We start from the raw sequence: 22,577 nt of genomic DNA on the forward strand, positions 1-22,577 counted from the left end.
CCCGCTCCCACAGGTACTGCAAAAGGCTCAAGGCCTGCAGGGTTCCTGTGGGAGCGGGCGTGCCCGCGAAGGGGTTCAGGTGATTCAGGTTCAGTTCTGGCGGCCTGGGCCTTGCTGCAGGTGCGCCTGGCTGCAATACCACTCGTTGCCCTGCTGCAGCGCCCGGTCATTGGGCAGGTGCACGCCGCAATGGGCGCAGCGCACCATCTTCAGCGGCGCGTCCAGCTTGGCCTCGGGGTGCGACTGTTGGCTGGCTTTGAACTTGCGCCACAGCCAGAACGCGGCGGCGATCAGGGCGATCCAGAAAAGTAGGCGAACCATGGTGTCCAGCTTGTCGGTTGAAGAAGCCGACAGTCTAGGACGCGGCCAATAAAAAAGGGAGGCCTTGGGCCTCCCTTTCATGTACCGCTGCGTATCAGTCGAACAGACCAAAGGTCATGTAGCTGAACCAGGAGCGGTCCTTCTCGGCTTCCTTCGGCCCTTCCGGCACGATCGGGTCGCCGTTCTCGTCAGTCGGCAGCAACTCACGTGGCATCTCGTCACGTGCGTCCTGGAACTGCTTGACCACGTCCTGGTTGGCGCGGGTTTCGCCCGGCGGCAGCGGGGTGTCGGTTTCGATCAGGCCCAGGGTCGCCTTGGACAGCCAGCCGCGGCCATCAGACTCGGTCTGCTTTGGCTGGAACTCGCCATCTACCAGGCTCGGGTGGTCCGGGTAGTTGAGCTTGAGGGTTTCCAGGCTGGTGGCGGCCAGTTCGTCCAGGTGCATCTTCTGGTACGCCTCGACCATCACTGCCAGGCCGTCGCCGACCGATGGGGTTTCCTGGAAGTTCTCCACCACGTAGCGGCCACGGTTGGCAGCGGCTACATAGGCCTGGCGGCTCAGGTAGTAGTCGGCCACATGGATTTCGTACGAGGCCAGCAGGTTGCGCAGATAGATCATGCGCTGCTTGGCGTCTGGCGCGTAGCGGCTGTTGGGGAAGCGGCTGGTCAGCTGGGCGAACTCGTTGTACGAGTCGCGGGCAGCGCCCGGGTCACGCTTGGTCATGTCCAGCGGCAGGAAGCGCGCCACCAGGCCACGGTCCTGGTCGAACGAGGTCAGGCCCTTGAGGTAGTAGGCGTAGTCGACGTTGGGGTGCTGCGGGTGCAGGCGGATGAAGCGCTCGGCAGCCGACTTGGCAGCCTCGGGCTCGGAGTTCTTGTAGTTGGCGTAGATCAGTTCGAGCTGCGCCTGGTCGGCATAGCGGCCGAACGGGTAGCGCGACTCCAGGGCCTTGAGCTTGTTCACGGCGCTGGTGTAGCTGGAGTTGTCCAGGTCAGCTTGTGCCTGCTGGTACAGCTCGGCCTCGCTGAGGTTCTCGTCAATCACTTCTTTATTGGAGGAACAGGCCGCGGTGAGCCCGAGGATGGCGATCAGCAGCAGGTGTTTCACTTGCATGGCGGCTTGCGTCCCTTTGACGGCCGCTGTCTTGGGCGGTGCCGTCCTGTTATGATGAGCGCCCCGGCCAACCCCGGGACAAAAGAAGTCGTATTTAACCACAAGCTCGCAGCCGAAACCAAAGGCTGTGCGCCCGCCGAATCGAGCATGTCCGAGATCATTCAACTTAGCGCAGAGGTGCCGTCCGAACTGGGCGGTCAACGCCTCGACCAGGTCGCCGCCCAATTGTTCGCCGAGTACTCGCGTTCCCGGCTGACTTCGTGGATCAAAGAAGGCCGCCTGACGGTCGATGGCGCCGTGGTGCGCCCTCGAGACCTCGTCCATGGTGGCTCGCAACTTGTCCTGGAGGCCGAGCAAGAGGCCCAGGGCGAGTGGGTCGCCGAAGATATCGAGCTGGATATCGTCTACGAAGACGACCATATCATGGTGATCAACAAGCCTGCCGGGCTGGTTGTGCACCCGGCCGCCGGGCATGCCAGCGGGACTTTGCTCAATGCACTGCTGCACCACGTGCCTGACATCGTCAACGTACCACGCGCCGGTATCGTCCACCGCCTGGACAAGGACACCACCGGCCTGATGGTGGTGGCCAAGACCTTGCAGGCGCAGACCCGGCTGGTCGAGCAGATGCAGGCGCGCAAGGTCAGCCGCATCTACGAGTGCATCGTGATTGGCGTGGTCACCGCCGGCGGCAAGATCGACGCCCCGATCGGGCGCCACGGCGGCATGCGCCAGCGCATGGCGGTCACCGACGGCGGAAAGCCGGCAGTCAGCCACTACCGTGTGCTCAAGCGCTTCCGCTCGCACACCCATGTGCGGGTCAAGCTGGAAACCGGCCGTACCCACCAGATTCGCGTGCACATGGCTCACGTTGGCTTCCCGCTGGTCGGCGACCAGACCTACGGCGGGCGCTTCCGCATTCCGCCGGCAGCCAGCCCGACCATGGTCGAGGCGGTGAAAACCTTCCCGCGCCAGGCACTGCATGCGCGCTTCCTGGCATTGGCCCACCCGATTACCGGTGAAGTCATGAAGTGGGAATCGCCGCTGCCGGATGACTTCGTCTGGTTGCTGTCGCTGCTGAACCAGGACCGCGAGAGCTTTGTCGGATGAGTGGCCTGACGCAGTCGCTGCTGCTCCCCGACTGGCCGGCCCCGGCCTCGGTGCGCGCCTGTGTCACCACCCGCCAGGGCGGCATCAGCCTGCCGCCCTATGAAACCTTCAACCTTGGCGACCATGTAGGGGACGACCCTGCCGCGGTGGCTGAAAATCGTCGGCGCCTGAGCGACGAATTCGCCATCCAGCCGGCCTGGCTCAAGCAGGTGCATGGGCTGGTAGTGGCGGATGCTGACCCGGCCGTGGTGGCCGAGGCCGACGCCAGCTGGACCGATCAGCCTGGTATTGCCTGCACCGTTATGACTGCCGATTGCCTGCCTGCGCTGTTCTGCGACCGGGCCGGTACCCGCGTGGCCGCGGCGCATGCTGGCTGGCGCGGGCTTGCCGGTGGTGTGCTGGAGGCCACCCTGGATCGCCTGGCACTGCCGCCCGAAGAGGTGCTGGTGTGGTTGGGGCCAGCGATTGGCCCGCAGGCGTTCGAAGTGGGGCTTGAGGTGCGCGATGCCTTTACGGCGGTGCACCCGGAAGCGGCCAGGGCCTTTGTCGATGGTGCCCGGCCGGGCAAGTTGATGGCCGACATCTATGAGCTGGCGCGTATCCGTTTGGCGGCGCGTGGGGTGACTGCTGTTTACGGCGGTGGCTTGTGCACAGTCAGCGATGAGCGGTTCTTCTCCTATCGCCGTACCCCGCAGGGTGGGCGTTTTGCTTCCCTGGTGTGGCTGGAGCCGCGCTAGCCTGCACTGGCCTCTTCGCGGGCACGCCCGCTCCCACAGGTACACCACAGGTTTAAATGGTTGCGGATTCCCTGTGGGAGCGGGCATGCCCGCGAATGGCCCAGCACTAATCCAACAGGTTGACCCCGGTCAACCCCGCTACGCTTGAATCTTCCAGAATCAGCCTTATCTATAAGGTCATCTCAGGCAGGTTTCTTCACAAACAGGCGCTGTCCATCGCTCCGACCTGCCCTTTAAAGGAAGGTACCCCCATGCGAATAGACCGTTTGACCAGCAAGCTGCAGCTTGCAATATCCGATGCCCAATCCCTGGCCGTTGGCATGGATCACCCTGCCATCGAGCCCGTGCACCTGTTGCAGGCACTGCTCGAGCAGCAGGGCGGCTCGATCAAGCCGCTGCTGATGCAGGTAGGCTTCGACATCAACAGCCTGCGCCAGGCACTGGTGAAAGAACTCGACCAGTTGCCGAAAATCCAGAACCCCACCGGCGACGTGAACATGTCGCAGGACCTTGCGCGCCTGCTCAATCAGGCTGACCGCCTGGCACAGCAGAAGGGTGACCAGTTCATTTCGAGCGAGCTGGTGCTGCTGGCCGCCATGGACGAGAACAGCAAGCTCGGCAAGCTGTTGTTGAGCCAGGGCGTGACCAAGAAGGCCCTGGAAAATGCCATCAACAACCTGCGCGGCGGCGCGGCCGTCAACGACGCCAACGCCGAGGAATCGCGCCAGGCGCTGGACAAATACACCGTCGACCTGACCAAGCGTGCCGAAGAAGGCAAGCTGGACCCGGTGATCGGCCGTGACGACGAAATCCGCCGTACCGTGCAAGTACTGCAACGTCGTACCAAGAACAACCCGGTGCTGATCGGTGAGCCAGGCGTAGGTAAAACCGCCATCGCCGAAGGCCTGGCCCAGCGCATCATCAATGGTGAAGTGCCCGACGGCCTCAAGGGCAAGCGCCTGTTGGCGCTGGATATGGGCGCGCTGATTGCCGGTGCCAAGTACCGCGGCGAGTTCGAAGAGCGCCTCAAAGGCCTGCTGAACGAGCTGTCCAAGCAGGAAGGCCAGATCATCCTGTTCATCGACGAGCTGCACACCATGGTCGGCGCCGGCAAAGGCGAGGGCGCAATGGATGCCGGCAACATGCTCAAGCCGGCCTTGGCCCGTGGCGAGCTGCACTGCGTTGGCGCCACCACGCTGAACGAGTACCGCCAGTTCATCGAGAAGGACGCGGCCCTGGAGCGCCGCTTCCAGAAGGTGCTGGTCGAGGAGCCGAGCGAGGAAGACACCATCGCCATCCTGCGTGGCCTGAAGGAGCGCTATGAAGTGCACCACAAGGTGGCCATCACCGACGGCGCCATCATTGCCGCGGCCAAGCTCAGCCACCGCTACATCACCGACCGTCAGCTGCCGGACAAGGCCATCGACCTGATCGACGAAGCGGCCAGCCGTATCCGCATGGAGATCGACTCCAAGCCGGAAGTGCTGGACCGCCTCGACCGTCGCCTGATTCAGCTGAAGGTGGAATCGCAGGCGCTGAAGAAGGAAGAAGACGAAGCGGCGAAAAAACGCCTGGAGAAGCTGACCGAGGAAATCGACCGGTTGGAGCGTGAGTACGCCGACCTGGAAGAAATCTGGGCCTCCGAGAAGGCCGAGGTGCAGGGCTCGGCGCAGATCCAGCAAAAGATCGAGCAGGCCCGCCAGGAGCTGGAGACCGCCCGTCGCAAAGGCGACCTGAGCCGCATGGCCGAGCTGCAGTACGGGGTGATCCCGGACCTGGAGCGCAGCCTGCAGATGGTCGACCAGCACGGCAAGACCGAAAACCAGTTGCTGCGCAACAAGGTCACCGAGGAAGAAATTGCCGAAGTGGTGTCGAAGTGGACCGGTATCCCGGTAGCCAAGATGCTCGAAGGCGAGCGTGAAAAGCTGCTGAAGATGGAAGAGCTGCTGCACCAGCGCGTGATCGGCCAGGGCGAGGCGGTAACCGCGGTGGCCAACGCCGTGCGCCGTTCGCGCGCCGGGCTGTCCGACCCGAACCGGCCGAGTGGCTCGTTCATGTTCCTTGGCCCGACCGGCGTGGGCAAGACTGAGCTGTGCAAGGCGCTGGCCGAGTTCCTGTTCGACACCGAAGAGGCGATGGTGCGCATCGACATGTCCGAGTTCATGGAGAAGCATTCCGTGGCTCGCCTGATCGGCGCCCCGCCAGGCTATGTCGGGTATGAAGAGGGCGGTTACCTGACCGAGGCGGTACGGCGCAAGCCATACTCGGTGGTGCTGCTGGACGAGGTGGAGAAGGCCCACCCGGATGTGTTCAACGTGCTGCTGCAGGTGCTGGAAGACGGCCGCCTGACCGACAGCCACGGGCGCACCGTGGACTTCCGCAACACCGTGATCGTGATGACCTCCAACCTGGGCTCGGCGCAGATCCAGGAACTGGTGGGTGACCGCGAGGCACAGCGTGCGGCGGTGATGGATGCGGTGGGTTCGCACTTCCGTCCGGAGTTCATCAACCGTATCGACGAAGTGGTGGTGTTCGAGCCGCTGGGCCGCGAGCAGATTGCCGGCATTACCGAAATCCAGCTGGGCCGCCTGCGCAGCCGCCTGCTGGAGCGCGAACTGTCGCTGAGCCTGAGCCCGGAGGCGTTGGACAAGCTGATTGCCGTGGGTTACGACCCGGTGTACGGCGCACGGCCGCTGAAGCGTGCGATACAGCGCTGGATCGAAAACCCGCTGGCGCAGTTGATCCTGGCAGGCAAGTTCATGCCGGGGACGGCGATTACCGCCAAGGTGGAAGGCGACGAAATCGTCTTCGGCTGATTTGTTGCACCATGAGCCCCGCATCTGCGGGGCTTTTTTTTGCCTGTGCAGCACCTGTGGGAGCGGGTTTACCCGCGAAGAGGCCGGCACAGCCCCAGCAAATCCGGGTCTTTCAGCCTTCCTGGATAACTTGCTGAAATTTTTGAAATTTTTTCTTGCATCTAAAAACGAGTGCCCCTAATATACGCCGCGTTGTCAGGCACTAAGCGAATCACCAGCAACATCGGTGACCGCAAAACACTTACAAATCAGTAAGTTGAATGAAAAAAAGTGGTTGACAAGCAAAACGAAGAATGTAGAATAGCCGGCCTCAGCAGCTGCAACGCGAAAGCGGATAGCCGAAGAGACCGAAGCTAACACAAGCTTCGAAGCTGTAAAGATGTGCCGAAGTTCAGTTCCGCGATAGCTCAGTCGGTAGAGCAAATGACTGTTAATCATTGGGTCCCTGGTTCGAGTCCAGGTCGCGGAGCCAATCTCGGGGTGTAGCGCAGTCCGGTAGCGCGCCTGCTTTGGGAGCAGGATGTCAGGAGTTCGAATCCCCTCACCCCGACCATTTTCCGGGTCGTTAGCTCAGTTGGTAGAGCAGTTGGCTTTTAACCAATTGGTCGTAGGTTCGAATCCTACACGACCCACCATGTAAAAAGGGCATCTCAAGCGAGATGCCCTTTTTCTTTAAGTATCACGGGGTGTAGCGCAGTCCGGTAGCGCGCCTGCTTTGGGAGCAGGATGTCAGGAGTTCGAATCCCCTCACCCCGACCATTTCCGGGTCGTTAGCTCAGTTGGTAGAGCAGTTGGCTTTTAACCAATTGGTCGTAGGTTCGAATCCTACACGACCCACCATGAAAAAAAGGGCATCTCGCATGAGATGCCCTTTTTTTTGCGTTGAATTTATCCCACAAGAATGCGCTCTTGGGCCCACACAGTCCTGTGTGGGAGCGGGTTCACCCGCGAATGCGGCAGCAGGTTCACCATCGCATTCGCGGGTAAACCCGCTCCCACAGGGCATGCTGGTGTCTGTCAGTGCAATTTCAGGCGCGGCTCGGTACCCCGGCCAATCTTGCTACCCAGCATCATCAACGCCGTACGGAAGAACCCGTACAACGCCATCTGGTGCATCCGGTACAGCGACACATAGAACATCCGCGCCAGCCACCCTTCAAGCTTCACGCTGCCCATCAGGTTACCCATCAGGTTGCCCACCGCCGAGAAGCGTGACAGCGACACAAGCGAACCGTAGTCCTTGTACTCATAGGTCGGCAGCGCCTTGTTCTCCAGCCGCGCCTTCAAACTCTGCGCCAGCATCGAAGCCTGCTGGTGCGCCGCCTGGGCACGTGGCGGAACGTTGCGGTCGCTACCCGGTTGCGGGCAGGCGGCACAGTCACCGAAGGCAAAGATGTTGTCGTCGCGGGTGGTCTGCAGGGTAGGGCGTACCACCAGCTGGTTGATGCGGTTGGTTTCCAGGCCATCGATGTCCTTGAGGAAACCCGGTGCACGGATACCGGCCGCCCACACCTTCAGGCTGGCCTGGATCACTTCACCGTCCTTGGTTTTCAGGCCATCCTCGGTCACTTCACTGACGGCGGCGTTGGTCATCACCTTCACCCCGAGCTTTTCCAGGGTCTTGTGCACCGGCACGCTGATGCGCTCTGGCAGCGCCGGCAAAACGCGCGGGCCCGCCTCGATAAGGGTGATGTGCATGTCCTTGGGCTGGATGCGGTCCAGGCCATAGGCCGCCAGTTCGTGCGCCGCGTGGTGCAGCTCGGCTGCCAGCTCCACACCGGTGGCACCGGCGCCGACGATGGCCACGCTGATTTTTTCGCTGGCCACATCACCGGCATGGGCACGCAGGTAGTGGTTGAGCAACTGCTGGTGGAAACGCTCGGCCTGCTTGCGGGTGTCGAGGAACAGGCAATGCTGCGCAGCGCCCAGGGTGCCGAAGTCGTTGGTGTTGGAACCCACGGCAATGACCAGGGTGTCATAGCCCAGGGTGCGCGCAGGCAGCAGCTCGCGCCCCTCTTCGTCGAGGGTGGCGGCCAGTTGAATCTGTTTGCCTTCACGGTCCAGGCCGCTCATGCGCCCCAGCTGGAAGTTGAAGTGGTTCCACTTGGCCTGGGCCACGTAGTTCAGTTCGTCTTCCGAGGAGTTCAGCGAGCCGGCGGCCACTTCGTGCAGCAGCGGTTTCCAGATGTGCGTGAGGTTGGCGTCGACCAGGGTGATTTCGGCCTGCTTGCGCTTGCCCAGGCTTTTACCCAGGCGGGTCGCCAGTTCCAGGCCGCCGGCGCCGCCGCCGACAATCACGATGCGATGAGTCATGGGGATATCTCATAAGGTTTACGGAATTCGTGGCCCCGGGGGCCGGCCGCAAACTGCACGAGGGGAGGGCGAGCGCAAAGCAGCTCATAGCACCAGTCCACTGAGCAGGCGGCTGATGAGACCCAACCCGATAGTCACGGCCACCACCAGCACAAGGAGCAGCCACGGCCGGAAGGGCCTGCGCTCGACTTGGTGCTGGGGGGCTCGCAAATACTCATCGACACGACGCTGATCTTCCGGATTCAGGCGGCTGGTCATGGTGGGGCCTCGTCAGGTAGACGTTTGTGACTGCGTAAACGCTACAGCGTTCACGCAAGCGCTTGAAACAAATGATAATGCTTTCTATATCTGGCGCCGAGTGTACGCCATCGCAAACATTCGCTGCACTGGATCAAAGACTGATGCCCACGTCGAAGACAATGCTGCGGCCCAGGTTGCCGCGCAGGAAGTCCGGCGCGTCGGGATGGGCAAACAGCACCCGGGCAAACGTCGGCCCGACCAGTGACAGTGAGCGCCAGCCCTGACGCAGGTATTCGGTAGGCGGCGGGAAGTGGGTGTTGAGGTCCAGCACTTCGCGCTTGAGGCTGGCGAAGGCAATGATGTCCAGTTCGTTCAGCTCCAGCCCGCGTTCCCGGTAGTTGTGCGCTTTCTTGCGCAAGGTCGGCGCCAGCCGCCCCAGCAGCTCGGTGGCACTGATGCGCCGTGGGCGCGCCTCGCGGCGTACAAGCTGCGCCAGGGAGAATGCACTGCGCCGGCGCTGCAGTTCTTCGCGCCATTCATCGTTCAGCCGGCGGCCCTCGTCGAGCACGAAAAACACCTCGAACGCCGCGTCGCGGAACAGTACGTCTGGCGGCTCCTGCCCGGCCGGGGTGAAGTCCTCGCTGCGGTAGGGGATGTTCAGCCCCTGCAACAGGCGTTGGCACACCCAACGCTCCCGCTCCCACTTGCGGGCGTTGGAGAGAAAGGCATTGGCTTGTTCCGCCTGGATGGTAAGCAGGCGCAGGTAGTCTGAGTCATCCATGCAGACAAGCTTAGCCGCTAATCGATGACGATAAGATGCTGTTTGTGCGCAGAAATCAGCCCGGTACCGGCGCACTGTTGCGCTAGCCCCGCCAGATGAAACGCAGAATGGGTGTAGACTCGGCGTTATCCACATGGCTGCAAGGGGCATTCGTCAGGTGATCAGCGCGCAGGTGTTGTCCGGCACCACCCTTACGCTTGGCTGGCTGGGATATGTGCCGTTGCTGATCTGGGCGGTCAGCCAGGTGCGCTGGGTTGAGCTGTTCACTGACCGACGCCGCCAGCATCTGCTGTTTGGTACGGTGTTCTGCCTGTTTGCCTTATGGTTGGTGCGGCGCGATTTCGATACCGGTGTGTCGTACCACTTCATAGGCATGACGGCGGTCACGCTGTTGCTGGACTGGCCGCTGGCGGTGCTGGGTGGGTTCATGGCCCAGCTCGGATTGCTGGCGCTGGGGCGTCAGGACCTGGCGGCGCTAGGGGTGAATGGCTTGTTGCTGGTTGGCCTGCCGGTACTGATAGCCGAGGCGTGCGCGATAGGCGTCGAGCGTGCCCAGCCGCGGAACCTGTTTGTGTATATCTTCTGTTCAGGGTTCTTCCCGGCGGCACTGACCGTGCTGGCCTGCCTGTCGACCGCGCTGGGGCTGTTGTGGCTTGACGAGCGCTTCGCCATGCCGGAGTGGCTCAGCGATTTTGTCGGCTACCTGTGGCTGATGATGTTCCCCGAAGCGTTCATCAACGGCACGGTGATCAGTGCGCTGGTGGTGTTTTGCCCGGAGTGGCTGGAAACCTTCAACCGCACGCGGTACCTGCAGGCGCCGTGGAAGGAGGATGATCGTTGATTCTGTGGTTGCTGTACTGGCCCTTTCGCGGGTGAACCCGCTCCCACAGGTACTGCACCAGCCTTGAGAACCGTGAGGTCCCTGTGGGAGCGGGTTTACCCGCGAAAGGGCCCTGAAGGACACCTTGCTATCGGCTCAATGCCGCGGCTCCAGGTCCCCCGAATACAGCTCATCCTCGGAGTCTTCCGCCCCCGGAATCTTGTGCTCCTCCGCCGCCCAGGCCCCCAGGTCGATCAGCTTGCAACGGTCCGAACAGAACGGCCGGAACGGGCTTTTCTCGTTCCATTCCACAGGTGCGCCACAGGTCGGGCAATCGACGGTCAATGGCTGGCTCATGGCTGGCCTCCTCGTAAAGTCAGGTAAAAGTGGTGCAGGCGGTCAATCTGCTCATGCAGCGCGGCCAGGTCGCCGTCATTGACCACCACATCATCGGCATGGCGCAGGCGCTCCTCACGGGCCAGCTGGGCCTTGAGAATGGCCTGCACCTGCTCGGCGCTGGTGTTGTCACGCGCCAGGGTACGTGCCACCTGCAGTTCCTGCGGCGCATCGATCACCAGCACCCGCTGGGTCTTCTGGTACTGGCCCGACTCGATCAGCAGCGGTGACACATACACCGCATACGGCGATTCCGCCTTGGCCAGGTAGCTGAAAATCTCCTGCCCGATCAGCGGGTGCAGCAATTGCTCCAGCCATTTGCGCTGTGCCGTGTCGGCGAAGATCAGCTGGCGCAGGGCCGCACGATCGAGTTGACCGTCCGCCTGCAGCACACCGGCGCCAAAGCGCTCGACGATGCTGGCCAGGGCCGGGCGGCCAGGCTCGACCACCCAGCGCGCCGCCTGGTCGGCATCGACCAGGTGCACGCCAAGCTCGACGAAACGCTCGGCAGCGGCGCTCTTGCCGCTGCCAATGCCGCCGGTCAGGCCGAGAATCCAGGGGGTAAAGGCCGCAGTGGTCATCAGAATCCAAGCAGTTGTGTGTATGAAGCGTATATTTCATCACCCCAGAGCACGGCAATCCACCCCGCAATCGCCAGATAAGGGCCGAACGGGATTGCCGTGCCCATGGCATGCCGGCGCAGACGCAGCAGGCACAGCCCCGCCAGCGCCCCCACCACCGACGACAGCAGCAGGGTCAACGGCAACACCTGCCAGCCCCCCCAGGCCCCGATCAGCGCCATCAGTTTGAAGTCGCCATAGCCCATGCCCTCCTTGCCAGTGATCAGCTTGAACAGCCAGTACACCGTCCACAGGCTGAGGTAACCGGCAACCGCGCCCCACAGCGCACTGGTCAGCGGGACGTAGAGGCCAAAGGCGTTGGCGATCAGCCCCAGCCACAGCATCGGCAGCACCAGGGCATCCGGCAGCAACTGGTGCTCGGCATCGATCAGGCTCAGGGCCAGCAGGCACCAGGTCAGTGGCAGTGCCAGCAAGGCCTCGGGCGAAGCCCCAAAGCGCCAGGCCACCACCAGCGACAGCAGCGCGCTGGCCACCTCCACCAACGGGTAGCGCGGGCTGATGCGGGTTTTGCAGGCTGAACAACGCCCGTGCAAGGCCAGGTAGCTGATGACCGGAATGTTTTCCCACGCGCGAATCCGATGCGCGCAATGCGGGCAGCGCGAGGCGGGTAACCACAGGTTGAAACGCTCGTGTGGCGTGATCGGCAATTCCAGCATTTCCTGCGCCTCACGCTGCCATTGCCGCTCCAGCATGATAGGCAGGCGGTACACCAGCACATTGAGAAAACTGCCCACTAGCAGGCCGAGCACCGTGGCCAGGGTGAGAAAGTACGCTGGCTGCTCAGCCAGCAAAGTCCATAAAGTCATGTTCAGATCAAGCTACCCAACTGGAAGATCGGCAGGTACATCGCCACCACCAGGCCGCCCACCAGCAGGCCCAGGACCAGCACGATGGCCGGCTCCAGCAGGCTGGTCAACTGGTCCAGCGCCTGGCTGACCTGTTCCTCGTAATGGCTGGCGGCTTTTTCCAGCATCTGGTCCAGCGTGCCACTGGACTCCCCGATGGCCGTCAGTTGCACCAGCAGCGGCGGAAACAGCGGCTCAGCGGCCATCGCCTGGTGCAGCCCCTGCCCATTGGCCATGCCCTGGCGCAGCCGCAACACCGCCTGTTCATGCAGATCGCCGCCACTGACCCTGGCCACCGTGCCCAGCGCATCCAGCAACGGCACCCCGGCGGAGTAGGACGTTGCCAGGCTACGCGCAAACCGCGCCAGCGCCGCCTGCCCCAGCAGCGAGCCGAACACCGGCAAGCCCAGCACCCGGTGAGATATCCACAGGCGCGCTGGCGCGTGCTGCCGGTAGACCTTGCGCATGGCAAAGCCCAGGACCAAGCCCATCACCAGCAACAACGGCGCAAACCGGCTCAGCCCTGTGGACAAGTCGATCACCCATTGGGTAAATGCCGGCAACGCCACGCCCATGCCAGAGAACATGCTCTCGAATTTCGGTATCACCTCCAGCAACAGGATCGCCGACACCCCCAGCCCCGTCAGCAACAGCAGCAACGGGTAGATCATCGCCTTGCGCACCTTCTTGTGCAGCACCCGACGCTGCTCCAGCATGCCTGCCAGCTGGTCCAGCTGCCGGTCGAGCGTGCCGGACTGCTCCCCCACCCGCACCAGGTTGCAGTACAACGCATCGAACCACCCCGGGTGGCGCTGCAACGCATCCGCCAGCCCCAGGCCCGAGGCCACATCCTGTTTCAACCTATCCAGCAATGCCGCCTGCGCCGCATCACAGCCACTGCGCCCCATCACCTCGAACGCCTGCAGCAGCGGCACCCCGGCCTTGAGCAAGGTCGCCAGCTGCCGGCTGAACCCCGCCGGGTCGGCCTTTGCCCGCCGTTTCGGCAAACTGAATGTCAGCCCGCCGGCAGGCCGCAAACTGGCGACCTTGATGCCCTGGCGGATAAGCCCTGCACGCACATAGGCCGGGCTGCGCCCGGATGTTTGCCCGCTGACCGGCGCGCCGTTGGCGTCGGTGCCGTGCCAGGTGTAGAGGAGTGTGGATTGGGTCATGCAAAGGTCCTTTTTCTGCCCGTGCGACAAGCCTGGAAACAGCTTGCCGCGCCCATGCAAGGGCGTGCGTCCGAGATGCTCACTAGAGTAGTTCAGCGAAGACGACGCCCAAGCGGGCAGGGGTGACAAAAGGTGTCTGTTCAGGCCTACTGCGCCGCTGCCAGCCGGGGTCGAGCCTGACCTCAACGAGTACGCGTATCAAAAAGGAAAATGTTCATGAAAGGGCAACGCGGTATCACCCTGATCGAACTGATGATCGTCGTCGCGATCATCGGCATTCTGGCGACCATCGCCTTACCGATGTACACCAACCACCAGTCACGCTCCAAGGCAGCGGCCGGCTTGCTGGAGATCAGCGCGCTGAAGACGGCGATGGACCTGCGGTTGAATGATGGGAAGGATGTTGCGGATGTAGCCGCGCTGGGTGGCCAGCCAGCGACGTCGCACTGTGCAATCACGGCTAGCGGCAAGGCGGCGGATGGCAGCGGGAGCATCGTTTGCACGCTGGTGGATGCGCCGGCCACTGTGCTGGGCAAGGCACTGACCCTGACGCGTTCGGCTAGCGGGTGGGCGTGTACGACCGACATCGAGGAAGACCTGGCGCCGAAGGGGTGCAAGGCGCCTTGAGGGTAGGGCAATAAACTAGCGGAAACAGGGGTTTGCGTAACGGGGGCGAGCAGTGGTACGTTGCGCTACACGCCGGTGTAGCTCAGTCGGTAGAGCAGCGCACTCGTAACGCGAAGGTCGCAGGTTCGATTCCTGTCTCCGGCACCAAAATTTGACGTTTTGATGCAGGGTTTCCTGCATTCGGCCCCTCCAAAATGCCCGCCTTGTGCGGGCATTTTTGTTCTTCCGTTTTCTGCTTTCGGCCGATCAGGCGACCTTCAGCCCAGCTTTTCGGCCGAGTGAATGGTTAGCTGCTATTCACTTCCGGTTGCACGGGTTTCAAGAAAATGGGTGACTGGTATTTTGCTTTCGCCCCGCGTTTTCGGGGTGTTTGGCGAGACTCTTTAAGATAGTGTCTTATTCGGTTTTAGATATTTTCAGATAGCCGAGGTTTCCACCAATACCCCCAGCGACTGATCTCGCCCGCTCATCACAACAACCCGCAGACCAACTGCTTTGTTTCCTCTGACACGACAAGAGAAACGCTATGACTGTTGAAAAACACGATGATCGCCCTGTTTACCAGGCTGCCTGCCATTGCGGGACGGTGCGTTTTTTACTTCGCTTGACCGATGGTGTGCGCACAGCGCGCCGGTGCAACTGCTCGCTCTGCCGTATGCGAGGAGCAGTGGTGGTATCAGCCAACCTGGGCGACATCACCATCATCCAAGGGCATGAGGCACTCACCCTTTATCAGTTCAACACACATGTTGCAAAGCACTACTTCTGCTCGAAATGCGGCATCTACACCTTCCACCAGCGCCGCTCCTCACCGGATCAATACGGGGTCAATGTTGCCTGTATCGAAGGCATGAGCCCATTTGATTTCCCGGAAGTCCCTGTCAGTGAAGGGCGGATTCATCCAAAAGACCGCGTAGGTGGAGGCTCAGTTACTGCTGGATGGCTGCGATATGAAAGCAACCATGATTGATTCCGATTCTACGTAGGCATCGCGCCGAGAGCTGGATGGATACCATACAGCCCAAGACCCGTTTCCAGTGTCGCCGTTAGCCATGGCATCAATGCTAACCTGATTCGCAAATGCATGAGCGGCGGGCCAGACATCATCATTGCGGCTGGCCCGCTGCTAAAGGCCCCTGATGGCCGTCTTCCTACGAAACGCATAGTCCTTTCCTACTTTTGGAAACTTGCGAAAACAGCCACTCGGGAATAAAGTCCTCCCGTCGCCGAAGCATCGGTGATGCGACCTTGGCCGGTCGGAATCGAAAGGCGCATCAGCGCCCAGTCTTAATCGCAGGCGCTTTTTTTGTGCCCGCGATGTCGTGTTATGGCGGTGGTGCGCGGGACACCTTCGGGTGTGCCGGGCTCCTTTCGTCCCGGTCGGCCAACCCGCGTACTGCTGCCACCTTAACTTGCTTGGCCGCGAGCGGTGGCAGTTCCATCACGAAAGGAACTCATGCATGACCACCGTAAATCCGCTAAAGATCCTCGTATCCGTTCTCCACCGTCGTACCTCGGCGGACCTCAACGATCTCACCTCCAGTCAATCTCGCTCTGTCTCTGCAACAAGGGAGGCACGCCATGACTGACCAAGAACGCCTATCCACCATCCAAAGCTACGCCTGGACCCTCGAACTGCTAGGCGAAGCCCTGGTCCAGCACGACGAAATGCTGGAGTGCGAACACAACCCACACCTGAGTTTTCGCAACACGGCCGGTATCCATCAGGCGATCCGGATCATCAGCCGTTTGGCCAGTGAGCAGTGTGGGAAGGTGATGGAGCGAAACGGCCAGGACCCTGTTAGTTAGGCAGGATCATTGATGAGTAGCGGGCCAGATATCACCCTTGCGGCTGGCCCGCTGCTCAAGGTCGGTTGGTGGTTTATTCCTGTCGGGGTAGGGTTATGGGGCTGCTGTGCAGCCCATCGCAGGCAAGCCAGCTCCTACACCGACCGCGCAGCTCCTGGGGAATGTGTCGAACTTGTGGCAGTGGGGTGGTAGGCGCAATTACCGACAGCGCAACATCAATCGAGCGCTCTGAACGAGATCCGCCGCTTCATACATGAAGCGACCCCAGCGCCCCGATCAAGGCAGGTGGCATTACCAGCGCCCCCAGGCGCAGGAAGTCCAAGGCACCGACGTGTTCGCCTTCACGGCGAACGGCAACCAGCCAGAGCAAAGTGGCCAGGGAGCCGGTAATCGACAAGTTCGGCCCGAGATCGACGCCAATCAGCAGCGCCGCAGTGGTTCTCGCGGGTAAATCGACAATATGGCCAACCGAGCCTGCGATCAGTCCGGTCGGCAGGTTGTTCATCAGGTTGCCGGCGATAGCCGCGACCACGCCGGCGCCCCAGCTCGCCTGGGTCTCGGAGCTGCGCGCCAGCGCGGCCAAGCCATGGGCCAGGTGCTCGATCACACCCGTCTGTGCCACCGCTTCCACCAGCACGAACAGGCCCGCCACCAACGGCAATACGCCCCATGCCACGCCTTTGAGCACCGGCATCGGGTTGCGCCGCTGGCGCAGGTGGATCAGCCCGGCCGTGGCGATGCCGGCGCAGAAGGTGGGTAAGCCAAGCTGCCGGTCCAGAGCGGAGGTCACCAGCAACAGTGCACCTGTCAGCACGATACCCAGAGCGCACAAGCGTGCACCGCTGGACAGCGGTTGCACGTCGATGGCCGTCGCCAGGGGCTGGCGGATCTGCCTGCGCTGGGCCAGCCGCAGCACCAGGTAGGTCAGGCCGATGGCGGCCAGCGATGGCAAGGTGAATTGCCGCAGCCACTCCAGCAACGGCGGCATCTGGCTGCCGAACACTACCAGGTTGGCCGGGTTGGAAATGGGCAGCACAAAACTGGCGGCGTTGGCGATGAAGGCACAGATGAACAGATAGGGCAGCGGCTCGGCCTTGGCCGCCCTGCAGGCGGCGTACACCGCTGGGGTCAGCACCACCGCCGTGGCATCGTTGGAGAGGAACACCGTTACCAGTACCCCCACCAGGAATACCAGGTCGAACAGGCGCTGGCCGGAGCCCCGGGCATGCTGCACCGCGTACATGGCCAGCCAGTCGAACAGCCCTTCCTGGCGCGCCAGTTCGGCCAGCACCATCATACCGATCAGAAACAAGTAAACATCGCCACCCTCGGCGACAGCGGCGAGGGCTGTGTGCAGTGGCACCAGGCCAAACACGGTCAGCAATACAGCGGCGCCGACTGCCCAGACATATTCCGGCACCCGCCAGGGGCGCAGGATTACCCCGCCGGTCGCCACGGCGGCGACGGTCCAGATGAGCGAGGATGGATCAAATACGGGCATGCAGTTTACTCAGGTGAATGAATGACTTGGCGCGGCATGGCCGTGCCGGCCTTTGGGGGGGGTGCAGCACGCTATATCTTGTCAAAGTGATTGGGCTGAGCTGACTGTTGCCGACTTGGATGTCCCTTGCGAAGGCCTATCTGATAGGTGAGCAGTCCGAGTGCAGCCACGATACCCAGAACGACGAAGGCTGCGCCATAGCCGAAATGTTGCGCGATCCAGCCGGCGAGTGCGTGGCTCATGGCCGCGCCTATCCCCTGGATCGTCATCACTGCACCAAGCCCTGCATTGACGTGCCCGGTGCCGCGCAGGATGCAAGCGACAAGCCCAGGCAAGGCGACCCCCAGTAGACCCGCCCCGATGCCATCAAGGGCCTGTACCGGAATCAGTGCCCACGGCGACTCCCAGAAACCAGCGATCAGCCCTCGCAAGGGCAAGGCCAGCAGGGCGGTAATGATCAGTGCCCGATACCCGTGCCGAGAGGCATACCTCCCGGCCCCAAGTGCCACAGGAATCATCACCAGCTGCGCCACGATGACGGTCGATGCCGTGAACACGCTGGGGTCGGCCAGCCCGCGCGTGACGACCGACTGCGCCAGCAAGGGCAGCATCGCGGCATTGCCCAGGTGGAACAGCAGCATGGTGACCGCGAGCAGGCACAGCTCGCGCGAGTCCGTCAAAACCCGCACCAGGGAAGGCGAGGGGCTGCTGCCTTGCGCAGGCAGGTTGCCGGTGAGGTCACCACCGCGGGCCCGCTCATGGTTGATGTCCTGTGGGTTGATCTTGCGCAAGCATGCAAGGGCTGCGCATGCCATCAGGGCCATCAGCACGAATACGGCTGACAGCCCCCAGCAGTAGCCCGCCAGCCCGGCCAATGCAGCCGCGATCATGTTGCCGGCATGGTTCCAGGCCTCGTTGATGCCGAGCTGCCGAGACACGTCTCTCTGATCAACGATGCCCAAGGTGATGCCCATGATGCCGGCGCCCATCAATGCGCCCACAGCACCCGTCACAACCTGGGAGGCGACGACGACGCCGAACGATGGCGCCGTCCATAGCGCTGCCGTGGCGAGAATGAGTGCAAGGGTGCCGCTTGCCAGCAGAAGTCGCTTGTGGCGCGAAGCGTCGATCCAGGCGCCCATCGGCGTGGTCGCCAGCATGCCTGCGATGCCGCCGGCGGCCATCACGTAGCCGATGTCATCGGCGCGCCAGCCCTGGCTGGCCAGAAACACGCCGAGGAAGGGGCCCAGGCCATCGCGGACGTCGGCCAGGAAGAAGTTGAGGCCGGACAGCCAGCGCCGCGAGCTGGCATGCGGCGGGGGTATGGAAGGTGTTGCCGGGTGCATAGCGGCATTCCCTTATGGCGCACGGTCGTAGAGCGGCTGCAGGGTGGATAACGTGGTGCCCATGCTGACCGCTTCCAAAGCGGTGCCAAACGCATTGCGCGTGCCCAGCCCGGATGCCGCGAACGGTGCCCCCGTCTGCACGGAAAGACGCAGGCTCTCTGGCGGGAAACGAACGATGCTGCCATCGCTCAGGATGACGCCGTTGGCCTCGCCCCGGGGGCCAGTGAGCACGGTGTCCACATGGCCTTCCACCTGTTGGGGCTGCAGACGCTGGGCGCGCAGGTGTGGCGGCAGCACTCGGCCTTGGTCAACCGGCGGCGGTTGGTCGTACACGGTGCGCCCGCTGTCGGCATGGATGATGGCGTCGGCCTTGACCGTGCCTCGCGTTTCCGCCCGTCCGATGATGCGAACGGCGTCCCCCACCTTGACCGTGGCCGTGAGCGCATCGGCCATGTGCGGTGGAAACTTGGCAATGGTGCCGTCGCTCAGGCGCAGGCCGTCGACCTCACCGTAGGGATTGATGAGCATCCGTTGCACTTGGCCTTCCACCGTGTACTGGCCCGTCAGGCCGGGGGCGTCGACCCCTTGATGTGGTGTTGCCGGCAGAGGGTAGGGCGGATCGGCGGGCGCGGCCTGTGCGCTGAGGCTACACAGGCCGAATGCCAGCGCAACAGACGTGGCGATGAAATACCTGGACATTGGAGAAGCTCCTTGGTCGGGAAAAGCACCCAACCTGCAGGGCAAGCGCCATGCCAAATAATATTTTCATTAAAATCAAATAGTTATGAAATTTCCAGGCGATGTGCCGTCCGATCTCGGGACGCCAGGGTGTCACGGAATCGGACACCGGTTTGCGTGCGAAGGGGTTAGTCCAGATTGAACTCGGCCAGCTTGCGATAGAGCTGCTGGCGAGACAGGCCGAGACGCCGCGCCGCCTCTGCGCGGTTGCCTGCCGTCGCAGCCAGGGCGCGAACGATCATTTCGCGCTCCAGGCGGGCAACGGCCTGTGCCATGGGGCCTTCCCAGTCGATGTCCAGGCCCGGGGGGAGCGCAGCCGCTGGCTGCAACCCGATGTGTTCGACATCGATGACTGGGCCGTGGCTGAGGATGGCCGCGCGCTCCATGGCATTGCGCAGTTCGCGCACGTTGCCAGGCCAGGGATGGGCCAGCAGTAAGCGGGCTGCTGCTGCGCTCAAGCGCTTCGGCGAGTCGCCGCCCAGCAGGCGTAGAAAGTGTTCGGCCAGCAGCAGCACGTCGCCCAGGCGCTCACGCAGCGGCGGCAGCCAAAGGGGCACTACCTGCAGGCGGTACCACAAGTCTTCGCGGAAGCGCCCCTCTTTGACCGCGCTGGGCAGGTCTCGGTGGGTGGCCACGATGATGCGCACGTTCACCGGCTGGACACGGTTGGCGCCCACGGGGGTGATCTCGCGTTCCTGCAGCACCCGCAGGATCTTCGCCTGGGTGGCCAGCGGCATATCGCCTATTTCGTCGAGGAACAGGGTGCCGCCATCGGCCTCACGAAAGCGCCCGGTGCGGTCATTGACGGCACCGGTGAACGCGCCTTTGACATGCCCGAACAGCTCGCTTTCCATCAGGTCGGCCGGGATCGCGGCGCAGTTCACTGCAACGAAGGGGCCGCTGGCTCTGCCGCTGTTGCGATGCAGGGCGCGCGCCACCAGTTCCTTGCCGGTGCCCGTCTCGCCGAGGATCAAGGCGGTGGCATCGGAGTTCGCGGCCAGCCCGATGCGCTTGAAGACCTGGCGCATGGCCTCGCTGCTGCTGACCAGTTCGGTTTCATCCACGGGTTCTCTTGCGGCAGCTGAGGCCCCGGCCGCCTGGGGCCTGTCCGGGGTGTGGGCTGCTCGCCGCAGGGCCCGTTCGAGCGTTTCGAGCAGGGCGGCCCTGGTCACGGGCTTGGTCATATGGTCGAACGCGCCCAGGCTCATCGCCTCGATGGTGTTGCCGCCGCTCGCATAGGCGGTGAGCATGATGCAGGGCACCGGCGAGATGCGCGCCGCGCGGCGCAGGAACACCAGGCCATCCTCGCCCGGCAGGCGCAGATCGACGATGGCCGCATCCACGGCCTCGGTGCGCAGTCGGTGCAGGCCTGCATCGGTGGTTTCAGCCTGCAGCACCGCATGCCCCAGGTCCTGCAGCATTTCTGCAAGGCTGTCGCGGAACGCGGCGTCATCGTCGACGATCAGGATTCGGGCCACGGTAGCTCCATTTCTATACGCGTTCCCTTGGTCGACTTGGCGAGACCGACCCGCCCGCCGTGCCCCTGCACGATCTCGCGCACCAGCGCCAGTCCCAGGCCGGTACCTCCAGCGCGGTTGGTGGCGAACGGTTCGAACAGTGTATCGCGCAAGTCGGCCGGAATGCCGCAGCCGTCGTCCGCCACCCACAACAGCAATGCGCCACGGCGCGTGCGATGCGCACCGAGTTCGATTTCACCGTGTTCTCCCGTGTGCGCCAGCGCATTGAGCAGCAGGTTGTCAAAGACCCGCGCCATTTGTGCTGGGTCGAACAGCGCAACTTCCTTCGCGCTGGCGGTCAGCCCCGGTTCAACCGCCAGAGTGATTCGTACGCCTTTCTTTTGCGCTGCTTCGGCGTGTGCATTGCGCCGCTCCTCCAGCCATGCCAGCAGGTCAACCGCCTGGCGCTCGGCGTGGAACGGTTGCGTCAATGCCAACAGGCTCGACACCAGCGTCTCCAGGCGTGCCGTTTGCGACAGTACGGCTTCCAGGGCGCCAGCCACACGTGCTTCGCGCCGGTCGGCCGGGGCAGCCATCGCGTTTTCCACCTTCATGCGCATCGTGCCCAATGGGTTGCGGATTTCGTGCGCGAGCCCGGCGGAAACACGCCCCAACGTGGCCAGGCGTTCGGACTGGGCCAGTTGCTGTCGCAGATGGGTGGACTGGCGTTGCCAACGCGAAATCATCCTGCCCAGCCATGCGCCGGAGACCACGACCAGCGCCAGCAGTAGGCTCACCGCGAGGATCAAGGTGTTGACTGTTTCTGTGGCCAAAAGCGGCACGCGCATCAGGGTCCAGGCGATCAGGTGCCGGTCAGCGGCCTCCACAGGGCATGCGGCAAAAGCCACGGCTTCGCGTAAACCCGGTCGCACGTCTGCCACGAGGCTTGCGGAATCCTGCGCGCGTTGGGCCGTGGAGGCAATGCGCTCCAACTCGGCACTCGGCGGATCGCGCTTGATTCCCGTGCCGTCGTAGGTTGGGAACGCGTAGGCCACCACGCCCGCATCCACTCGCCAGAAGCCGCCCTCCATGCCCGGCTGGTCGCGCAGTGCCAGATCAAGCACTGCCTGCGCTGCGGCTGGGGTCATGAGATAGGGTTGATCTGCCGCAGACGGGAGTTGCTCGCGAACGCGTGCTGCACCTGCCTGCAGCGCCTGGCAACTGGTCGAGGTGAGTTGGCGCGCCTGCGCAATCTGCGGGCCGGCGCCTTGGCGGCTGATGACCAGCAGCAGCCATCCCAGCACCAGCGCAACGGCGGCAATGGAAAGCCACAGAATCAGCAGATCGCGTCGTACGGAGGGTTGCAGCGACAGGTCCGGTTTCCTTTGATGTGGCGCACCGCTGGTCAATCGGTGGGCGTTCTGATGGCAACCTTGCCAGATGGGAAATCGCCGTGCAAGGACAGGGTCGGTTGAATTAGCAGTGACTCTGTGGGCGCTTGGCGGTGAACCAGTACTTTGTGGCCATTGGCGATGCGCGGCAGGTGAGCTTGTCCAGTACCTTCGAGTTCTAGGCCAGCCTGCACCGGCCTCTTCGCGGCTAAAGCCGCTCCCACAGGTACTGCACTGCACTCGAAGGTGGCGCGGTCCTTGTAGGAGCGGCTTTAGCCGCGAACACCGGCGCAGCCGGTGCCAGGCAACGCGTTGCATTCTTCGCGGCTAAAGCCGCTTGTATGGTGATACTCGAAGGGGTGGTGGGACGAAAAAGCCGAATCTGACTGTTCACAGCAGTAC

The 22,577-nt window shown here is 62.9% G+C and carries 21 protein-coding genes and 6 tRNA genes; 13 read left to right on the plus strand and 14 right to left on the minus strand.

The features are described 5' to 3' along the window. Positions 1 to 90 precede the first annotated feature (90 nt). Positions 91 to 321 carry a PP0621 family protein gene (locus tag ACK1U9_RS24360; protein ID WP_046617024.1) on the minus strand — a complete coding sequence of 77 codons (231 nt, stop codon included), beginning with the start codon at positions 319 to 321 and terminating at the stop codon, positions 91 to 93. 94 nt (positions 322 to 415) lie between these two features. Further along, positions 416 to 1,435, minus strand: coding sequence for an outer membrane protein assembly factor BamD (locus ACK1U9_RS24365; RefSeq protein WP_015268855.1), 1,020 nt, complete (start codon positions 1,433 to 1,435; stop codon positions 416 to 418). 147 nt (positions 1,436 to 1,582) lie between these two features. Between ACK1U9_RS24365 and rluD the strand changes: the two genes are divergently transcribed. From rluD to ACK1U9_RS24405, 8 genes are all read left to right on the plus strand, one after another. Continuing rightward, positions 1,583 to 2,545 (plus strand): 23S rRNA pseudouridine(1911/1915/1917) synthase RluD, encoded by a 963-nt coding sequence (rluD, locus tag ACK1U9_RS24370; protein ID WP_046617027.1) that lies wholly within the window; start codon positions 1,583 to 1,585, stop codon positions 2,543 to 2,545. Beyond that, positions 2,542 to 3,282 carry a peptidoglycan editing factor PgeF gene (gene pgeF, locus ACK1U9_RS24375; protein WP_046617025.1) on the plus strand — a complete coding sequence of 247 codons (741 nt, stop codon included), beginning with the start codon at positions 2,542 to 2,544 and terminating at the stop codon, positions 3,280 to 3,282. Before rluD ends, pgeF begins: the two co-directional genes overlap by 4 nt. Before the next feature lie 251 nt (positions 3,283 to 3,533). Then, the gene (gene clpB / locus ACK1U9_RS24380) at positions 3,534 to 6,098 is read left to right on the plus strand and encodes an ATP-dependent chaperone ClpB (RefSeq protein ID WP_449110243.1); all 2,565 of its coding nucleotides are present in this window, start codon (positions 3,534 to 3,536) and stop codon (positions 6,096 to 6,098) included. Positions 6,099 to 6,494: 396 nt separating this feature from the next. Continuing rightward, positions 6,495 to 6,570, plus strand: a tRNA-Asn gene (locus ACK1U9_RS24385). Positions 6,571 to 6,574: 4 nt separating this feature from the next. Continuing rightward, positions 6,575 to 6,651, plus strand: a tRNA-Pro gene (locus ACK1U9_RS24390). A 6-nt stretch (positions 6,652 to 6,657) separates the two neighbouring features. After that, positions 6,658 to 6,733, plus strand: a tRNA-Lys gene (locus ACK1U9_RS24395). Positions 6,734 to 6,780: 47 nt separating this feature from the next. Then, positions 6,781 to 6,857 (plus strand) — tRNA-Pro (locus tag ACK1U9_RS24400). 5 nt (positions 6,858 to 6,862) lie between these two features. Further along, positions 6,863 to 6,938 (plus strand) — tRNA-Lys (locus tag ACK1U9_RS24405). A gap of 177 nt (positions 6,939 to 7,115) precedes the next feature. On the opposite strand, the gene ACK1U9_RS24410 is transcribed toward ACK1U9_RS24405, so the two are convergent. From ACK1U9_RS24410 to ACK1U9_RS24420, 3 genes are all read right to left on the minus strand, one after another. Then, complete coding sequence (locus ACK1U9_RS24410) at positions 7,116 to 8,411, minus strand: NAD(P)/FAD-dependent oxidoreductase (RefSeq protein WP_085626727.1); 1,296 nt, start codon at positions 8,409 to 8,411, stop codon at positions 7,116 to 7,118. Between the two features lie 84 nt (positions 8,412 to 8,495). Next, entirely contained in the window at positions 8,496 to 8,669 is a 174-nt protein-coding gene (locus ACK1U9_RS24415; RefSeq protein WP_013970765.1) for a DUF3094 family protein, read from the minus strand. 133 nt (positions 8,670 to 8,802) lie between these two features. Next, positions 8,803 to 9,432, minus strand: a complete 630-nt coding sequence (locus tag ACK1U9_RS24420; protein WP_013970766.1) for a DUF1780 domain-containing protein — start codon at positions 9,430 to 9,432, stop codon at positions 8,803 to 8,805. 133 nt (positions 9,433 to 9,565) lie between these two features. Here ACK1U9_RS24420 and ACK1U9_RS24425 point away from each other — a divergent pair, with 133 nt between their 5' ends. Next, the gene (locus tag ACK1U9_RS24425) at positions 9,566 to 10,273 is read left to right on the plus strand and encodes an energy-coupling factor ABC transporter permease (protein WP_108480475.1); all 708 of its coding nucleotides are present in this window, start codon (positions 9,566 to 9,568) and stop codon (positions 10,271 to 10,273) included. Positions 10,274 to 10,408: 135 nt separating this feature from the next. Here ACK1U9_RS24425 and yacG read toward each other — a convergent pair whose 3' ends face one another. Genes yacG through ACK1U9_RS24445 form a run of 4 tightly spaced genes read right to left on the minus strand, consistent with a single transcriptional unit; the run spans position 10,409 to position 13,306 of the window. After that, positions 10,409 to 10,609, minus strand: a complete 201-nt coding sequence (yacG, locus tag ACK1U9_RS24430) for a DNA gyrase inhibitor YacG (RefSeq protein ID WP_046616199.1) — start codon at positions 10,607 to 10,609, stop codon at positions 10,409 to 10,411. Further along, positions 10,606 to 11,229, minus strand: a complete 624-nt coding sequence (gene coaE, locus ACK1U9_RS24435) for a dephospho-CoA kinase (RefSeq protein WP_046616198.1) — start codon at positions 11,227 to 11,229, stop codon at positions 10,606 to 10,608. The genes yacG and coaE overlap by 4 nt, the downstream gene beginning before the upstream one ends. Further along, the gene (locus ACK1U9_RS24440; protein WP_108480476.1) at positions 11,229 to 12,095 is read right to left on the minus strand and encodes a prepilin peptidase; all 867 of its coding nucleotides are present in this window, start codon (positions 12,093 to 12,095) and stop codon (positions 11,229 to 11,231) included. The genes coaE and ACK1U9_RS24440 overlap by 1 nt, the downstream gene beginning before the upstream one ends. A 2-nt stretch (positions 12,096 to 12,097) precedes the next feature. Continuing rightward, positions 12,098 to 13,306, minus strand: a complete 1,209-nt coding sequence (locus ACK1U9_RS24445; RefSeq protein ID WP_108480477.1) for a type II secretion system F family protein — start codon at positions 13,304 to 13,306, stop codon at positions 12,098 to 12,100. 216 nt (positions 13,307 to 13,522) lie between these two features. Between ACK1U9_RS24445 and ACK1U9_RS24450 the strand changes: the two genes are divergently transcribed. The 4 genes from ACK1U9_RS24450 to ACK1U9_RS24465 all read left to right on the plus strand — a co-directional run bounded on the left by ACK1U9_RS24450 (position 13,523) and on the right by ACK1U9_RS24465 (position 15,742). Continuing rightward, positions 13,523 to 13,933, plus strand: coding sequence for a pilin (locus ACK1U9_RS24450; RefSeq protein ID WP_108480478.1), 411 nt, complete (start codon positions 13,523 to 13,525; stop codon positions 13,931 to 13,933). A gap of 71 nt (positions 13,934 to 14,004) precedes the next feature. Then, positions 14,005 to 14,080: transfer RNA gene (locus ACK1U9_RS24455), tRNA-Thr, on the plus strand. Between the two features lie 379 nt (positions 14,081 to 14,459). Further along, positions 14,460 to 14,903, plus strand: coding sequence for a GFA family protein (locus ACK1U9_RS24460; protein ID WP_080958508.1), 444 nt, complete (start codon positions 14,460 to 14,462; stop codon positions 14,901 to 14,903). 611 nt (positions 14,904 to 15,514) lie between these two features. Beyond that, positions 15,515 to 15,742, plus strand: coding sequence for a hypothetical protein (locus tag ACK1U9_RS24465; protein ID WP_015268870.1), 228 nt, complete (start codon positions 15,515 to 15,517; stop codon positions 15,740 to 15,742). Between the two features lie 247 nt (positions 15,743 to 15,989). On the opposite strand, the gene ACK1U9_RS24470 is transcribed toward ACK1U9_RS24465, so the two are convergent. The 5 genes from ACK1U9_RS24470 to ACK1U9_RS24490 form a co-directional block, all read right to left on the minus strand. Beyond that, positions 15,990 to 17,243, minus strand: coding sequence for an arsenic transporter (locus tag ACK1U9_RS24470; protein ID WP_108480479.1), 1,254 nt, complete (start codon positions 17,241 to 17,243; stop codon positions 15,990 to 15,992). A gap of 71 nt (positions 17,244 to 17,314) precedes the next feature. Next, positions 17,315 to 18,589 (minus strand): MFS transporter, encoded by a 1,275-nt coding sequence (locus ACK1U9_RS24475; protein WP_108480480.1) that lies wholly within the window; start codon positions 18,587 to 18,589, stop codon positions 17,315 to 17,317. Positions 18,590 to 18,601: 12 nt separating this feature from the next. Continuing rightward, on the minus strand, positions 18,602 to 19,288 hold the full coding sequence (locus ACK1U9_RS24480) for a hypothetical protein (protein WP_046616181.1): 687 nt from the start codon (positions 19,286 to 19,288) through the stop codon (positions 18,602 to 18,604). Between the two features lie 167 nt (positions 19,289 to 19,455). Then, positions 19,456 to 20,805: a sigma-54-dependent transcriptional regulator gene (locus ACK1U9_RS24485; protein ID WP_108480481.1), complete on the minus strand. Its 1,350-nt coding sequence runs from the start codon at positions 20,803 to 20,805 to the stop codon at positions 19,456 to 19,458. After that, the gene (locus tag ACK1U9_RS24490; RefSeq protein ID WP_258229919.1) at positions 20,790 to 22,193 is read right to left on the minus strand and encodes a sensor histidine kinase; all 1,404 of its coding nucleotides are present in this window, start codon (positions 22,191 to 22,193) and stop codon (positions 20,790 to 20,792) included. Before ACK1U9_RS24490 ends, ACK1U9_RS24485 begins: the two co-directional genes overlap by 16 nt. Positions 22,194 to 22,577 lie beyond the last annotated feature (384 nt).

The organism is Pseudomonas sp. XP1, assembly GCF_053557675.1.

Bases quoted from the DNA above. Each gene is read 5' to 3' on its own strand.
- ACK1U9_RS24360 (WP_046617024.1), bottom strand. From the start codon at position 321: ATGGTTCGCCTACTTTTCTGGATCGCCCTGATCGCCGCCGCGTTCTGG.
- ACK1U9_RS24365 (WP_015268855.1), bottom strand. From the start codon at position 1,435: ATGCAAGTGAAACACCTGCTGCTGATCGCCATCCTCGGGCTCACCGCG.
- rluD (WP_046617027.1), top strand. From the start codon at position 1,583: ATGTCCGAGATCATTCAACTTAGCGCAGAGGTGCCGTCCGAACTGGGC.
- pgeF (WP_046617025.1), top strand. From the start codon at position 2,542: ATGAGTGGCCTGACGCAGTCGCTGCTGCTCCCCGACTGGCCGGCCCCG.
- clpB (WP_449110243.1), top strand. From the start codon at position 3,534: ATGCGAATAGACCGTTTGACCAGCAAGCTGCAGCTTGCAATATCCGAT.
- ACK1U9_RS24410 (WP_085626727.1), bottom strand. From the start codon at position 8,411: ATGACTCATCGCATCGTGATTGTCGGCGGCGGCGCCGGCGGCCTGGAA.
- ACK1U9_RS24415 (WP_013970765.1), bottom strand. From the start codon at position 8,669: ATGACCAGCCGCCTGAATCCGGAAGATCAGCGTCGTGTCGATGAGTAT.
- ACK1U9_RS24420 (WP_013970766.1), bottom strand. From the start codon at position 9,432: ATGGATGACTCAGACTACCTGCGCCTGCTTACCATCCAGGCGGAACAA.
- ACK1U9_RS24425 (WP_108480475.1), top strand. From the start codon at position 9,566: ATGGCTGCAAGGGGCATTCGTCAGGTGATCAGCGCGCAGGTGTTGTCC.
- yacG (WP_046616199.1), bottom strand. From the start codon at position 10,609: ATGAGCCAGCCATTGACCGTCGATTGCCCGACCTGTGGCGCACCTGTG.
- coaE (WP_046616198.1), bottom strand. From the start codon at position 11,229: ATGACCACTGCGGCCTTTACCCCCTGGATTCTCGGCCTGACCGGCGGC.
- ACK1U9_RS24440 (WP_108480476.1), bottom strand. From the start codon at position 12,095: ATGACTTTATGGACTTTGCTGGCTGAGCAGCCAGCGTACTTTCTCACC.
- ACK1U9_RS24445 (WP_108480477.1), bottom strand. From the start codon at position 13,306: ATGACCCAATCCACACTCCTCTACACCTGGCACGGCACCGACGCCAAC.
- ACK1U9_RS24450 (WP_108480478.1), top strand. From the start codon at position 13,523: ATGAAAGGGCAACGCGGTATCACCCTGATCGAACTGATGATCGTCGTC.
- ACK1U9_RS24460 (WP_080958508.1), top strand. From the start codon at position 14,460: ATGACTGTTGAAAAACACGATGATCGCCCTGTTTACCAGGCTGCCTGC.
- ACK1U9_RS24465 (WP_015268870.1), top strand. From the start codon at position 15,515: ATGACTGACCAAGAACGCCTATCCACCATCCAAAGCTACGCCTGGACC.
- ACK1U9_RS24470 (WP_108480479.1), bottom strand. From the start codon at position 17,243: ATGCCCGTATTTGATCCATCCTCGCTCATCTGGACCGTCGCCGCCGTG.
- ACK1U9_RS24475 (WP_108480480.1), bottom strand. From the start codon at position 18,589: ATGCACCCGGCAACACCTTCCATACCCCCGCCGCATGCCAGCTCGCGG.
- ACK1U9_RS24480 (WP_046616181.1), bottom strand. From the start codon at position 19,288: ATGTCCAGGTATTTCATCGCCACGTCTGTTGCGCTGGCATTCGGCCTG.